At 57.0% G+C, this 14707-nt stretch carries 13 protein-coding genes; 12 read left to right on the forward strand and 1 reads right to left on the reverse strand.

Features of this window, described 5'->3' with window-relative positions; genetic code table 11:
- Positions 1–14: 14 nt before the first annotated feature.
- The 12 genes from mutL to ABU178_RS13955 all read left to right on the forward strand — a co-directional run bounded on the left by mutL (position 15) and on the right by ABU178_RS13955 (position 14380).
- Positions 15–1862 carry a DNA mismatch repair endonuclease MutL gene (gene mutL / locus ABU178_RS13900; protein WP_397215919.1) on the forward strand — a complete coding sequence of 616 codons (1848 nt, stop codon included), beginning with the start codon at positions 15–17 and terminating at the stop codon, positions 1860–1862.
- Positions 1855–2805 carry a tRNA (adenosine(37)-N6)-dimethylallyltransferase MiaA gene (miaA, locus tag ABU178_RS13905; RefSeq protein WP_397215921.1) on the forward strand — a complete coding sequence of 317 codons (951 nt, stop codon included), beginning with the start codon at positions 1855–1857 and terminating at the stop codon, positions 2803–2805. The genes mutL and miaA overlap by 8 nt, the downstream gene beginning before the upstream one ends.
- Before the next feature lie 100 nt (positions 2806–2905).
- Positions 2906–3217, forward strand: a complete 312-nt coding sequence (gene hfq / locus ABU178_RS13910; protein WP_312239513.1) for an RNA chaperone Hfq — start codon at positions 2906–2908, stop codon at positions 3215–3217.
- Positions 3218–3293: 76 nt separating this feature from the next.
- A complete protein-coding gene (hflX, locus tag ABU178_RS13915; RefSeq protein WP_397215922.1) occupies positions 3294–4574 on the forward strand; it encodes a ribosome rescue GTPase HflX in 1281 nt (426 codons plus the stop codon).
- Between the two features lie 182 nt (positions 4575–4756).
- Positions 4757–5995, forward strand: coding sequence for an FtsH protease activity modulator HflK (gene hflK, locus ABU178_RS13920; protein ID WP_397215924.1), 1239 nt, complete (start codon positions 4757–4759; stop codon positions 5993–5995).
- Positions 5996–5998: 3 nt separating this feature from the next.
- Positions 5999–7003: a protease modulator HflC gene (gene hflC / locus ABU178_RS13925; RefSeq protein WP_397215927.1), complete on the forward strand. Its 1005-nt coding sequence runs from the start codon at positions 5999–6001 to the stop codon at positions 7001–7003.
- 60 nt (positions 7004–7063) lie between these two features.
- Positions 7064–7261 carry a DUF2065 domain-containing protein gene (locus ABU178_RS13930; protein WP_397215929.1) on the forward strand — a complete coding sequence of 66 codons (198 nt, stop codon included), beginning with the start codon at positions 7064–7066 and terminating at the stop codon, positions 7259–7261.
- A gap of 189 nt (positions 7262–7450) precedes the next feature.
- Positions 7451–8749, forward strand: coding sequence for an adenylosuccinate synthase (locus ABU178_RS13935; protein WP_397215931.1), 1299 nt, complete (start codon positions 7451–7453; stop codon positions 8747–8749).
- 189 nt (positions 8750–8938) lie between these two features.
- Positions 8939–9382: a nitric oxide-sensing transcriptional repressor NsrR gene (gene nsrR / locus ABU178_RS13940; RefSeq protein WP_397215932.1), complete on the forward strand. Its 444-nt coding sequence runs from the start codon at positions 8939–8941 to the stop codon at positions 9380–9382.
- A gap of 16 nt (positions 9383–9398) precedes the next feature.
- Entirely contained in the window at positions 9399–11837 is a 2439-nt protein-coding gene (gene rnr, locus ABU178_RS13945; protein ID WP_397215933.1) for a ribonuclease R, read from the forward strand.
- An 87-nt stretch (positions 11838–11924) separates the two neighbouring features.
- Positions 11925–12659 (forward strand): 23S rRNA (guanosine(2251)-2'-O)-methyltransferase RlmB, encoded by a 735-nt coding sequence (rlmB, locus tag ABU178_RS13950; protein WP_397215935.1) that lies wholly within the window; start codon positions 11925–11927, stop codon positions 12657–12659.
- Between the two features lie 95 nt (positions 12660–12754).
- Positions 12755–14380: an isovaleryl-CoA dehydrogenase gene (locus ABU178_RS13955; protein WP_397215937.1), complete on the forward strand. Its 1626-nt coding sequence runs from the start codon at positions 12755–12757 to the stop codon at positions 14378–14380.
- Here ABU178_RS13955 and bsmA read toward each other — a convergent pair.
- Positions 14354–14677, reverse strand: coding sequence for a biofilm peroxide resistance protein BsmA (bsmA, locus tag ABU178_RS13960; RefSeq protein ID WP_397215939.1), 324 nt, complete (start codon positions 14675–14677; stop codon positions 14354–14356). The two genes, ABU178_RS13955 and bsmA, sit on opposite strands and share 27 nt — an antisense overlap.
- Positions 14678–14707 lie beyond the last annotated feature (30 nt).

Consider the following 14707-nt stretch of genomic DNA (forward strand, 5'->3'; position numbering starts at 1 on the left):
AAAGGATAATCTCCATGCCAATACAGATATTGCCGCCGCAGCTGGCTAACCAGATTGCGGCAGGTGAAGTGGTTGAGCGACCGGCGTCGGTGGTCAAAGAGCTGGTAGAAAACAGCCTCGACGCGGGCGCGACGCGCATCGATGTGGATATTGAAAAGGGCGGCGCAAAGCTTATCCGCATTCGCGACAACGGCTGCGGCATCGTGAAAGATGAGTTGGCAATGGCGCTGGCGCGTCACGCCACCAGCAAAATTGCCTCGCTGGATGACCTCGAAGCGATCATGAGTCTGGGTTTCCGCGGCGAAGCGCTGGCGAGCATCAGCTCCGTTTCCCGTCTGACGTTAACGTCGCGCACCGCAGAGCAGAGCGAGGCCTGGCAGGCCTATGCGGAAGGGCGCGACATGATGGTGACGGTGAAGCCCGCGGCCCATCCCTGCGGCACCACCCTTGAGGTGCTCGACCTGTTTTACAATACGCCAGCGCGCCGCAAATTCTTACGCACCGAAAAAACCGAATTTGCCCATATCGATGAGGTAATCCGCCGCATTGCGCTGGCGCGCTTTGACGTGGCGATCTCGCTTACCCATAACGGCAAGCTGGTGCGGCAATATCGGGCCGTGACGCAAGAGGCACAGCGCGAACGTCGGCTGGGGGCGATTTGCGGCACCACCTTTATGGCGCATGCGTTGCGTATCGACTGGCAGCATGGCGATCTCTGCCTGCGCGGCTGGGTGGCCGATCCTGTCGGGTCGCGTCAGGTCACCGACCTGCAATATTGTTACGTCAACGGCCGCATGATGCGCGACAAGCTGATCAATCACGCCATTCGCCAGGCGTTTCAGACGCAGCTCGGCGACGATCAGCAGCCCGCCTACGTGCTTTATCTGGAGATCGATCCACATCAAGTGGATGTGAATGTGCATCCGGCGAAGCATGAGGTGCGCTTTCATCAGTCGCGTCTGGTGCATGACTTTATCTTTCAGGGCGTGCTGAGCGCTCTACAGGCGAGCGGCGCGCCTGCGTTGCCGCTCGATAAGGCCGAAGAGCCTGCGCCGCGCTGGCAGCCGGAAAACCGTCAGGCAGCAGGCGGTAACCACTTTTCCCAGCCTGCGCCGAAGCGATCCGAAACCGGCGCTGCGGGCGCGGTCCCCGCCTGGCAACAAAAGGAGAGCGGCTACAGCAAACGCGAAGGCGCGGTGTATCAACAGCTGCTGAAAACGCCGGCGGCTGCGCCCGCTAAACCCGCTGCGCCCGCGCCCACGGAAAAACGTAATCCGCCCCCCTCCGGTGAGCCGCTGGCGGCGCACGCGCATAGCTTTGGCCGCGTACTCACCGTGCTGCGTGAGCAGTATGCGCTGGTGGAGCAGGAACAAGGGCTGGCGCTGATGTCGCTGAAGGTGGCGGCGCGCTGGCTGAAACAGGCGCAGCTCCAGCCGGGGGAAGAGGGGTTGAAACCGCAGCCGCTGCTGATTCCGGTCCGGTTAAAAATCGACAGGCCCGAGCAGCAGGCGATCCATACCTGGTCCGGCCTGCTCGGACAAATGGGCATGGAGCTGCAGCCTGAAGCGCAGCATGTGACGCTGCGGGCGGTACCTTTACCATTACGAACACAAAATTTACAAATCTTGATTCCGGAACTGTTAGGCTATTTGGCCCGGCAGCAGGAAGTTTCCGCCGCACAGCTGGCTCAATGGCTGGCACGACATAGCGAGGCGGAATCTCCCAACTGGAATCACTCACAGGCGATCGCGTTACTGGCAGAACTGGAGCGACTTTGTCCCCAGCTGTTGAAATCGCCGCCTTCTGGCTTATTGCAAGCCCTGGATATTGAGAGCGCGTTGAACGCCCTGAAGCATGAGTGAACTGAACCAGGCTGGCCGGCCAAAGGCAATTTTTTTGATGGGGCCTACCGCTTCCGGTAAGACGGCGTTAGCAATTACGCTGCGTCAATATCTTCCGGTGGAACTTATCAGCGTTGATTCTGCCTTAATCTATCGGGAGATGGATATAGGCACGGCGAAACCGTCGGCTGAAGAGTTAGCGTTGGCGCCCCATCGCTTGCTGGACATTCGCGACCCGGCGGAAGCTTATTCCGCCGCAGAGTTTCGTCGCGATGCGCTGGCAGAAATGGCGGAAATTACCCAAAGCGGGCGAATTCCGTTGCTTGTTGGTGGAACCATGCTCTATTTCAAAGCGTTACTGGAGGGATTATCGCCGTTGCCCTCGGCCGATCCCGACGTGCGTCAACGTATAGAGCAGATGGCGCGTGAAAAAGGATGGGAAGCCTTGCACCGTCAGTTATGCGAAATCGATCCGGTCGCCGGCAGTCGTATTCATCCGAATGATCCGCAGAGACTTTCGCGAGCACTGGAAGTTTTTTTTATTTCAGGTAAAACTTTAACGGAACTGACAAAAACGTCTGGCGAAGCGTTACCCTACGATGTGTACCAATTCGCTATCGCTCCTCTGAATCGCGAGCTGCTACACCAGCGCATCGCGTTACGTTTTGAACAGATGCTTGCGTCAGGATTTGAAGCGGAGGCTCGGGCCCTGTTTGCACGAGGTGATTTGCATACGGACATGCCTTCCATTCGCTGTGTAGGTTATCGTCAGATGTGGTCATATTTGTCTGGCGAAATCGATTACAACGATATGGTTTATCGGGGGATTTGCGCGACCCGGCAACTCGCTAAGCGACAGTTAACCTGGTTACGCGGCTGGCAAAATGTTCACTGGTTAGACAGTGACAAGCCAGAGTCGGCGCGTGATACGGTGCTACAGGTTCTTAGTGCGAAGCATGGGTGATTGTGTACAATTGATCCGTTATCGTGCGCAAATTTTTACGCAGTTTTTCAGAACCATCGGTTCTAAGTAACAAACAACAAGCATATAAGGAAAAGATAGAATGGCTAAGGGGCAATCATTACAAGACCCGTTTTTGAACGCATTGCGTCGTGAACGTGTTCCGGTTTCGATTTATTTGGTGAACGGTATTAAACTGCAAGGCCAAATTGAATCTTTCGATCAGTTTGTGATTTTGTTGAAAAACACGGTCAGCCAGATGGTGTACAAACACGCCATTTCAACCGTGGTTCCATCGCGCCCGGTGTCACACCACAGCAATAATGCTGGCGGCGGCGGAAGCAACTACCACCACGGCGGTAGCAATCAGGCAGCGCAGACGCAGCCACAACAAGACGGTGATAGCGCAGAGTAAGGCGTTACCGTGAATCCAGGGCTGGAAAGCGCAGATGTTTTCCTGTCCTGGTATTTTATTTTAGCGAGGTTATAGCTTGTTTGACCGTTATGATGCCGGTGAGCAGGCCGTACTGGTACACATCTGGTTCTCCCAAGACAAAGAGTTGGAAGACCTGCAGGAATTTGAAACTCTGGTTTCTTCCGCAGGCGTTGAAGCGCTGCAAGTGATTACGGGCAGCCGTAAAGCGCCACATCCCAAATATTTTGTCGGTGAAGGAAAGGCAGTTGAAATTGCCGATGCGGTAAAGTCGAGTGGAGCATCGGTCGTTTTATTCGATCATGCCTTGTCGCCTGCTCAGGAACGCAATCTCGAGCGGCTGTGCGAATGTCGTGTTATCGATCGCACCGGCTTAATCCTTGATATTTTCGCCCAGCGCGCCCGCACCCATGAAGGGAAACTGCAGGTCGAGCTGGCTCAACTGCGCCATCTTGCCACCCGTCTGGTGCGCGGATGGACTCACCTTGAACGTCAGAAAGGCGGTATCGGCCTGCGCGGGCCGGGTGAAACGCAGCTGGAAACTGACCGCCGTTTATTACGTAACCGAATCAGCCAGATTCTCTCCCGGCTTGAGCGCGTTGAAAAACAGCGCGAGCAGGGCAGGCAGGCGCGCGCCAAAGCGGACGTGCCCACGGTCTCGCTGGTGGGTTATACCAACGCCGGAAAATCCACCCTGTTTAATACCATCACCTCTGCAAACGTTTATGCGGCGGACCAGCTGTTCGCTACGCTCGATCCGACGCTGCGTCGCCTGAATGTGGCAGATGTGGGCGAAGTGGTGCTGGCGGACACGGTCGGCTTTATTCGTCATTTGCCCCACGATCTGGTGGCGGCGTTTAAAGCGACGTTGCAGGAAACCCGTCAGGCCGCCCTGTTGCTGCATGTCATTGATGCGGCGGACGTGCGCCTTAACGAGAACATCGAGGCGGTTGACGCCGTGCTTGAAGAGATCGAAGCCGACGAGATCCCGGTGCTGCTGGTGATGAACAAGATCGACTTGCTGGATGCCTTTGAGCCGCGAATCGATCGTAATGAAGAGGGGCTTCCGATCCGCGTCTGGCTTTCCGCCCAGACCGGGGCAGGCACCCCTTTGCTCTGGCAGGCGCTTTCCGAGCGCCTGTCAGGCGAAATCGCTCAGTTTGAACTGCGCTTGCCGCCAGAGACAGGCCGTTTGCGCAGTCGTTTTTATGAGCTGCAGGCGATTGAAAAAGAGTGGAATGAAGATGACGGCAGTATAGGTTTGCATGTGCGTATGCCAATGGTGGAGTGGCGACGTCTGTGTAAACAAGAGGCGTCACTGATTGATTACGTTGTTTAATTTGTTGCCCGAACGCATTTACCCAAAAATATTCAGCCTGCAGTAAGGCCGCTTGCGCCGCTGCAGTCTGGAAGATGAAGGGACTATACCCACAAGATTTCAGGTTGCAGCAAGGCAGCTAATGCCGCTGCAGTCTGAAAGATGAAGGGTATTACCGCACATACAATAAATGGAGTATAAACATGGCGTGGAATCAGCCCGGTAATAACGGACAGGACCGCGACCCGTGGGGAAGCAGCAATAATCAAGGCGGCAACTCTGGGGGAAATAAAGGGGGGCGCGATCAGGGGCCTCCCGATCTGGATGATATCTTCCGTAAGCTGAGCAAGAAGCTCGGCGGACTGGGCGGTGGCAAACAGAGTGACAACAACCAGCGAGGCTCTGGTAACGGCGGCAAACTGTTTGGCATTGTGGCGGTTGCTGCGGTGGTTATCTGGGCTGCCAGCGGTTTTTATACCATTAAAGAAGCGGAGCGTGGCGTCGTAACGCGCTTCGGCAAATTCAGTCACCTGGTTGAGCCGGGCCTGAACTGGAAACCCACCTTTATCGATCAGGTGCGTGCGGTGAATGTGGAAGCCGTGCGCGAACTGGCCGCTTCCGGCGTTATGCTGACCTCCGATGAAAACGTGGTGCGCGTTGAGATGAACGTGCAGTACCGCGTGACCGATCCTGAACGCTATCTCTATGCCGTGACCAGCGCGGACGACAGCCTGCGTCAGGCGACCGACAGCGCGCTGCGCGGCGTGATTGGCCGTTCCACCATGGACCGCATTCTCACCGAAGGCCGTACCGTGGTACGTAGCGAAACCCAACGTGAGCTCGACGAAACTATTCGTCCTTATAACATGGGCATCACGCTGCTGGATGTCAACTTCCAGGCCGCGCGTCCGCCTGAAGAAGTGAAAGCGGCGTTTGATGATGCGATTGCCGCCCGTGAAAATCGCGAGCAGTACGTACGCGAAGCGGAAGCCTACGCTAACGAAGTTCAGCCGCGCGCCAACGGTCAGGCACAGCGTATTCTGGAAGAGGCGCGCGCCTATAAAGAGCGCACCGTACTGGAAGCCCAGGGTGAAGTGGCGCGTTTCGCCAAACTTCTGCCGGAATACAAAGCTGCGCCAGAAATCACCAAAGAGCGTCTCTATATCGAAACCATGGAGCGCGTTCTCAGCAATACCCGTAAAGTGCTGGTTAACGATCGTGGCAATAACCTGATGGTGCTGCCGCTGGATCAATTGATGCGCGGCACCCAGGCATCCGGCAGCCGCAACGATCAGCAGGGCGCAAGCCTGATGAAGCTGCCGGCGGAACCGGACAGCAGCGCCAGCCGTAACAGCGGTTCGTCATATAATCCGGCGAGCATCATGGATCAGCGTCGGGCGAACGCTCTGCGCAACGATACCCAGCGCGAAGGGAGAGAGTAATCGATGCGTAAGTCTATAGTCTTCTTAGTGATTGTCGTGCTGGTGGGGCTTTATGCGTCACTGTTTGTGGTGCAGGAAGGCCAGCGCGGTATTGTGCTGCGCTTTGGCAAGGTGCTGCGCGACGATGATAACAAACCGCAGATCTATGTGCCGGGTCTGCACTTCAAGGTGCCGTTTATTGAAACGGTGAAAAGCCTTGATGCGCGCATCCAGACCATGGATAACCAGGCGGATCGCTTTGTTACCAAAGAGAAAAAGGATCTGATCGTCGACTCTTATATCAAGTGGCGCATCAGCGATTTCAGCCGTTACTACCTGGCTACCGGCGGCGGCGACGTCTCTCAGGCGGAAGTGCTGCTGAAGCGTAAATTTAGCGACCGTCTGCGTTCTGAAATGGGTCGTCTGGACGTGAAGGATATCGTGACCGATTCCCGTGGTCGTCTCACTACCGACGTGCGTGAAGCGTTGAATACCGGCAGCGCTGGCGGGGATGATGAGGTTCAGACGCCAGCGGCGGATGACGCCATCGCCAGTGCGGCGGCGCGCGTTGCGCGTGAAACCAAAGGCAACGAGCCGGCGATCAACCCGAACAGCATGGCGGCGCTGGGGATTCAGGTAGTCGATGTCCGTATCAAGCAGATCAACCTGCCGGCGGAAGTCTCTGACGCTATCTACAACCGTATGCGCGCTGAGCGTGAAGCGGTTGCTCGCAGCCAGCGTTCTCAGGGTCAGGAAGAGGCGGAAAAACTGCGCGCTCAGGCGGATTACCAGGTAACGCGTACGCTGGCGGAAGCACAGCGCACGGCGCTGATTACTCGCGGTGACGGCGATGCCGGCGCGGCGAAGCTGTTTGCCGATGCCTTCAGCCAGGATCCCGATTTTTACGCCTTTATCCGTAGCCTGCGTGCTTACGAAACCAGCTTCAACAACAATCAGGATGTGATGGTGTTGAGCCCGGACAGCGATTTCTTCCGTTATATGAAAGCGCCCTCTAACGCAACGCGATAAGAAACTGCTATAAATTGCGGGCCGGCAATGTTGTCGGCCCGTTTTTTTTGGGGCAACAGAATGAATACAACCATCTGGATGGCGCTGGCGTTAGTGCTGGTGCTGGAAGGGCTTGGACCGATGTTTTTGCCGCGTTTCTGGCGGCGTATGATTTTGTCGATGGCGCAGCTGCCCGACCGTCTGCTGCATCGTTTTGGCGGCGGCTTAGTGGTCGCGGGCGTGGTGATTTATTGCATGCTGAGCTTACACGGGCGCTGATTAACGCTTCCACGCCGGAAATCAGCTTTATTTACCCGGCGTAAATTGTGCATTTGCAGCGGGATTCCCACCAGATGTTGTATCGATCAAAACTCAGGCAAAAAAGCGCGCAATCGTATGCTAAAAGTGCTGAAAGTGAAAAAGTCAGATGGTAGAATCCTTTTTTAAGCAACAGGTGATTTTGAAAAAATGGGTAAGAACGTCGTCGTACTGGGCACCCAATGGGGTGACGAAGGCAAAGGTAAGATCGTAGACCTTCTGACGGAACGCGCGCAATACGTTGTGCGTTACCAGGGTGGCCACAATGCGGGCCATACGCTTGTCATCAACGGTGAAAAAACCGTCCTCCACTTAATCCCTTCTGGCATCCTGCGTGAAAACGTTACCAGCATCATCGGCAATGGCGTTGTGCTGTCGCCTGAAGCGCTGATGAAAGAGATGAAAGGTCTGGAAGATCGGGGTGTGCCGGTACGTGAACGTCTGCTGCTTTCTGAAGCCTGTCCGTTAATCCTGCAATACCATGTCGCAATGGACCTGGCGCGCGAAAAAGCGCGTGGCGCCAAAGCGATTGGCACCACCGGTCGCGGCATCGGCCCGGCCTATGAAGACAAAGTGGCGCGTCGTGGTCTGCGCGTCGGCGATCTCTTCAACAAAGAGACCTTTGCCGCCAAGCTGAAAGAAGTGGTGGATTACTACAACTTCCAGCTGGTGCATTACTACAAAGAAGACGCAGTTGATTACGACAACGTGCTGCAGGACGTTCTGGCGGTAGCCGATATCCTGACCGGCATGGTGGTTGACGTCTCTGAGCTGTTGGATAGCGCGCGCAAGCGTGGCGATCTGATCATGTTCGAAGGCGCGCAAGGCACGCTGCTGGATATCGATCACGGCACCTATCCCTATGTCACCTCATCAAACACCACCGCAGGCGGCGTGGCGACCGGCTCCGGCATGGGTCCGCGCTATGTGGATTACGTGCTGGGCATCGTAAAAGCTTACTCTACGCGCGTTGGCGCAGGTCCGTTCCCGACGGAGCTGTTTGATGAAACCGGCGAATTCCTGTGTGCGAAAGGCAACGAATTCGGCGCCACTACCGGCCGTCGTCGTCGTACCGGCTGGCTGGATGCGGTTGCCGTACGTCGCGCCGTGCAGATCAACTCCCTCTCCGGTTTTTGCATGACCAAACTGGACGTGCTGGATGGTCTGAAAGAGGTGAAAATTTGCATCGCCTACCGTATGCCCGACGGCCGCGAAGTGACCACCACGCCGCTGGCGGCAGAAGGTTGGGAAGGCATTGAGCCGATTTACGAAACCCTGCCGGGCTGGAGTGAAAATACTTTTGGCGTGCAAACGCTGGAAGGACTGCCGCAGGCCGCACGCGACTATATTAAGCGGGTTGAAGAGGTAACCGGCGTTCCGGTAGATATTATCTCCACCGGTCCGGACCGCAGCGAAACGATGATTCTGCGCGATCCTTTCGACGCATAATAGACCCAGGCCGGACACTGTCCGGCCTCTGTTTTTCTGCTTCCTGGCTCCGCTTATCCTGTCTGTTTCTTGCCCAATCATAAGTTGCCTGAAAAAACGCACCGGTATTGATGCACTGGTTTATCATCTTACCTAAGCACAACGCTAATAAATGGTTGAAATTATCCTTGTTGATTCGCTGAGGTAGCTGTGCAGCTAACGAGTTTTACTGATTACGGCTTGCGAGCGTTAATTTATCTGGCGACGCTGCCCAAGGACCGTCTGACCAACATCACCGAAGTAACCGAGACCTATGGCGTTTCGCGTAACCATATGGTGAAAATTATTAATCAGCTAAGCCGGGCGGGCTTTGTTGCTGCGATGCGCGGGAAAAACGGGGGTATTCGTTTAGGCATGGATGCGGATAAAATCATCATTGGCGACGTCGTACGTAAAATGGAGCCGCTACAATTAGTTGACTGCGCCGGCTGCAGTATTACTCCCGCGTGTCGCTTAAGGAAGGCGATGAGCGATGCCGTTCAGCTCTTTCTGCAGGAACTGGATAAGTACACGCTGGCAGACTTAGTGAAAGGTAACGAACCTTTGTATCACATTTTATTGTCCGAACCGCCGGTGGCAATGACCCATAAATGACATCGGAGGAACCGCTATGTCAAAAGATCCTTTTCAGGAAAGAGAAGCTGAAAAATACGAAAACCCGATTCCGAGCCGGGAATTTATTCTCGCTCACTTAGAAAAACGCGAAAAACCAGCCAGCCGTGACGATCTGGCGCAGGAGCTGAACCTGAGCGGCGAAGAACATCTGGAAGCGCTGCGTCGTCGCCTGCGCGCCATGGAGCGTGATGGTCAGTTGGTTTTTACGCGCCGTCAATGCTATGCGCTGCCGGAAAGGCTGGATCTGCTGCGCGGCAAAGTGATTGGTCATCGTGATGGCTATGGCTTCCTGCGCGTGGAAGGCCAAAAAGATGATCTCTACCTCTCCGCCGAGCAGATGAAAATGTGCATGCACGGCGATATCATCCTGGCGCAACCGCTGGGCGCCGATCGTAAAGGCCGTCGCGAAGCGCGCGTGGTGCGCGTGCTTGAACCGCGCAACAACCAGATCGTTGGCCGCTACTTTACCGACGCGGGCGTGGGTTTCGTGGTGCCGGACGACAGCCGTTTGAGCTTCGATATTCTCGTTCCGCCGGAAGAGACGATGAATGCGCGCATGGGCTTTGTAGTGGTGGTGGAACTGACGCAGCGCCCGACGCGCCGTACCAAAGCGATCGGCAAAGTCACCGAAGTGCTGGGCGACAACATGGGCACCAGCATGGCCGTGGATATGGCGCTGCGCACCCATGAGATCCCGCACGTCTGGCCGGTGGAAGTGGAGCAGCAGATCGCTTCGCTGAGCGAAGAGGTGCCGGAAGCGGCGAAAAAAGGACGCGTGGACCTGCGCAATCTGCCGCTGGTGACCATTGATGGCGAAGACGCGCGTGATTTCGACGATGCCGTTTTCTGCGAGAAAAAACGCGGCGGCGGCTGGCGCTTGTGGGTAGCGATTGCCGACGTCAGCTACTACGTGCGCCCCGGCACGCCGCTGGACAACGAAGCGCATCAGCGCGGCACCTCGGTTTATTTCCCGTCGCAGGTGGTGCCGATGTTGCCGGAGGTGCTCTCCAACGGACTCTGTTCACTCAATCCGCAGGTGGATCGCCTCTGCATGGTGTGCGAGATGACGGTGTCGTCGAAGGGCAAGCTGACCGGCTTCAAACATTACGAAGCGGTGATGAACTCCCATGCGCGTCTGACCTATACCAAAGTGTGGAATATTCTGCAGGGCAACGAAGAGCTGCGTGAACAGTATGCGCCGCTGGTCAAACACCTTGAAGAGCTACACCTGATGTATAAGGCGCTGGAAGAGGCGCGCGAGCAGCGTGGCGGCATTTCGTTTGAAACCGAAGAGGCGAAATTCATTTTTAATGCTGAACGCCGTATCGATCGTGTCGAGCGCACGGTACGTAATGATGCGCATAAGCTGATCGAAGAGTGCATGATTCTGGCGAATATCGCCTCGGCCCGCTTCGTGGAGAAAAACGAGGAGCCGGCGCTGTTCCGCGATCACGATCGTCCGAGCGATGACAGCATCACCAGTTTCCGTACCGTGCTGAACGAGCTGGGACTCAGCCTGACCGGCGGCACCAAGCCGCAGCCGGTCGACTATGCTGGGCTGCTGTCGCAGATCGCCGATCGTCCCGATGCCGAGATGCTGCAAACCATGCTGCTGCGCTCGATGAAACAGGCGGTTTACGATCCGGAAAACCGTGGCCACTTCGGCCTGGCGCTGGCGTCCTATGCGCACTTTACCTCGCCGATTCGTCGCTATCCCGACCTGCTACTGCATCGCGCCATCAAATATCTGCTGGCGAAAGAGCAGGGCGAGGTGAAAGGCAACACCACGTCAACCGGCGGTTATCACTACGATATGCCGCAGATGTTGCAGCTGGGTCAGCACTGTTCCATGACCGAGCGCCGCGCCGATGAGGCAACGCGTGATGTGGCGGACTGGCTGAAGTGCGACTTTATGCAGGATCATGTCGGCAGCGTGTTTAACGGCGTGATCGCCAGCGTCACCGGCTTCGGCTTCTTTGTGCGCCTCAACGATCTCTTTATCGACGGACTGGTGCACGTCTCCACCCTCGATAATGACTACTACCGTTTCGATGCAGTGGGGCAGCGTCTGATTGGCGAATCGGGCGGGCGCACCTATCGTCTTGGCGATGAGGTGGAGGTCCGTGTTGAAGCGGTGCATATGGATGAGCGTAAGATCGATTTCGCCCTGATCTCCAGCCAGCGTCAGCCGCGCGGCGCAGGTAAAACCGCACGCGAAAAAGCGAAGCGCGACGGCAAAGCGCCGCCGAAACGCCGTCGTGAAATGGGCAAAAGCGTAAACTTCGAAGCGGATGCGGCCTTCCGTGGCGGTAAGAAAGGCGACAGCAAAGCGAAGAAAGAGAAAAAAAGTAAAAATCCGTCGGAAAAAACCCGTAAAATCGCCGCCGCTACCAAAGCGAAACGCGGCGCGAAGAAAAATGCCAGCACGGCCTGATTTCTGACGCGCCGTTTTATTCCTCTCTCCCCGGAGAGAGGAATAGCGCCAAACCCTATTTAATTCCCAAAACCACTGAGCAGATTGATGAGTGAAATAATATTTGGTATCCATGCCGTGCAGGCGCTGCTGGAACGCGATCCGCAACGTTTTCAGGAAGTTTTTATTTTGAAAGGACGCGACGATCGCCGTCTGCAACCGCTGGTTGCTGCGCTGGAAGCACAGGGCATTGTGATTCAGGTGGCGAACCGTCAGTGGCTGGATAGCAAAGTGGAAGGCGCGGTGCATCAGGGCATTGTGGCGCGCGTGAAGCCCGGACGTCAGTATCAGGAAGGCGATCTGCCGGATCTGCTGGCGGAGCTGGAGCAGCCGTTTTTATTGATCCTGGATGGCGTAACCGATCCGCATAATCTTGGTGCCTGTTTGCGCAGCGCTGATGCGGCGGGCGTGCATGCCGTGATCGTCCCGAAAGATCGCTCGGCGGCACTGAACGCAACGGCTAAAAAAGTTGCCAGCGGGGCGGCGGAAAATGTTCCTCTGATCCGCGTGACCAATCTGGCGCGCACCATGCGTCTGTTGCAGGAGTACAACGTCTGGATCGTCGGCACGGCGGGCGAAGCGGATCACACGCTTTATCAAAGCAAGATGCGTGGCGCAATGGCGCTGGTGATGGGCGCTGAAGGCGAAGGCATGCGTCGTCTGACACGTGAGCATTGCGATGAGCTGATCAGCATCCCGATGGCAGGCAGCGTCTCCTCGCTCAACGTCTCGGTCGCTACCGGCATCTGCCTGTTCGAAGCGGTACGTCAGCGTAACGCCTGAATGTTGCTGGCGTGATCGCCAGCACAAAACTGCCTCAGTGCCAGGCATATCTGCTCGTCGCTCCCATAATTAGGGAAGCAAACCGAGGAGGGGATATGACCTGGACCCATACCGTTTTCAATCAGCCTCATCCGCTCAGCAACAGCAATCTTTTCCTCTCCGACACGCCGCTCTGTGAGGCCGTCGCCCGTGAAGGCGCGGAGTGGGATCGTGAGCTGCTGGCATCCGTAGGGCTACAGCTCGGCAGCGCCGAATCGCTGGAGCTGGGCCGTCTCGCCAACGCTTCCCCGCCAGAATTGCTGCGCTACGACCCGCGCGGCGAACGGCTCGATGAGGTGCGCTTTCATCCCGCCTGGCATCTGCTGATGCAGGGACTCTGCGCCAATCGCTTACATAACCTCAGCTGGCAGCCCGACGTACAGGAAAATGCCATGGTGGCGCGCGCTGCGCGTTTTATCCTGCATGCCCAGGTCGAGGCGGGAACGCTCTGCCCGGTGACGATGACTCACGGCGCCATTCCTCTTTTGCAGGCCGCGCTGCCTGCCTGTTTTCAGGGCTGGCGCGAGCCGCTGCTCTCCGACCGCTACGATGCGCACCTGCAAGCGGGCGATCAAAAGCGCGGCCTGCTGATCGGCATGGGGATGACGGAAAAGCAGGGCGGCACCGATGTGCTCAGTAATACTACGCGCGCCGATCCCATCGCCCAGGCGGGACCGGGCGAGGCTTACCGCATTACCGGCCATAAATGGTTTTTCTCGGTGCCGCAAAGCGACGCGCATCTGATTCTGGCGCAGGCCAAAGGGGGACTGAGCTGCTTCTTTTTGCCCCGCCTGTTGCCCGACGGCAGCCGTAACGCCATTCACCTGGAAAGGCTGAAGGAGAAGCTGGGCAATCGCTCTAATGCCAGCAGTGAAGCGGAATTTACCGACGCCACCGGCTGGCTGCTGGGGGAAGAGGGGGACGGCATACGGCTAATCCTGAAAATGGGCGGCATGACGCGCTTCGACTGCGCGCTCGGCAGCCACGGCCAGATGCGGCGTGCCTTTTCCATCGCGCTTTACCATGCGCATCAGCGCCAGGTGCTGGGTAAAAATCTGGTCGATCAGCCGTTGATGCGTCAGGTGCTCGGGGCGCAGGCATTGCAGCTGGAAGGGCAAACGGCACTGCTGATGCGGCTGGCGCGCGCCTGGTCAACGCCGCAGCGGGAAGCGGAACGCGCGTTCGCCCGCCTGTTCACCCCGGCGGCAAAATATGTTACTTGCAAAGCGGGCATGCCGTTTGTCGCCGAGTCAATGGAGATATTAGGCGGGATCGGCTACTGCGAGGAGAGCGAGCTGCCGCGGCTTTACCGCGAGATGCCGGTTAACAGTATCTGGGAAGGCTCCGGCAACGTGATGTGTCTGGATGTGCTGCGCGTACTGGCAAAACACCCAGGCATGCAGGAGATGCTCAATCATGAATTCGACGCGGTGAAAGGCTGCAATCGCCACTTTGATGCGCGCTGGCATCAGCTCAGGCTGCGCCTCAGCGCGGCGGATGAGGCGCAGGCGCGGGACGTGACGCAAAGTTTGCTGATGCTGGCGACTGCGGCTCAACTGTTGAAGTATGCGGAGCCACCGCTGGCGGATGCCTGGTGTCGGCAGTGGCTTGATAATCGCGGCCCCGGTACGCTGGAGCCGGTGGTTATTGAACGTTTACTGCTGCGCGCCGGTGGCGGGTGAACGACCATAAAGGATCGCGGTGGCGTACCATAAGCCGGGCATCACGGTCTCATCGACCATCAGGACCTGATAGTAAGCTGCGCCCGCCTGGTTAGCTTTCGCGGCGAGTTCTCGCTCCGCATCATCCGGGGAGCCGCGTACGCTGACGCTGATATTACCCATTTTCGGCAGGCCCGTACTCTGCGCACGGCTTACCTCCTGCGCCTGTGAGCCGGGCGGCGGCGGCGGTTGCGGCGTGGTTTTCAGGGTCGAGCAGCCGCTCAGCATCAGTAAAAATGCAATCATTATGTAACGCATCACTCTTCCTCTGCTGGGGATGGACAAGTC

The sequence above is a fragment of the Pantoea osteomyelitidis genome (assembly GCF_044342975.1).
GTDB lineage: Bacteria > Pseudomonadota > Gammaproteobacteria > Enterobacterales > Enterobacteriaceae > Pantoea > Pantoea osteomyelitidis.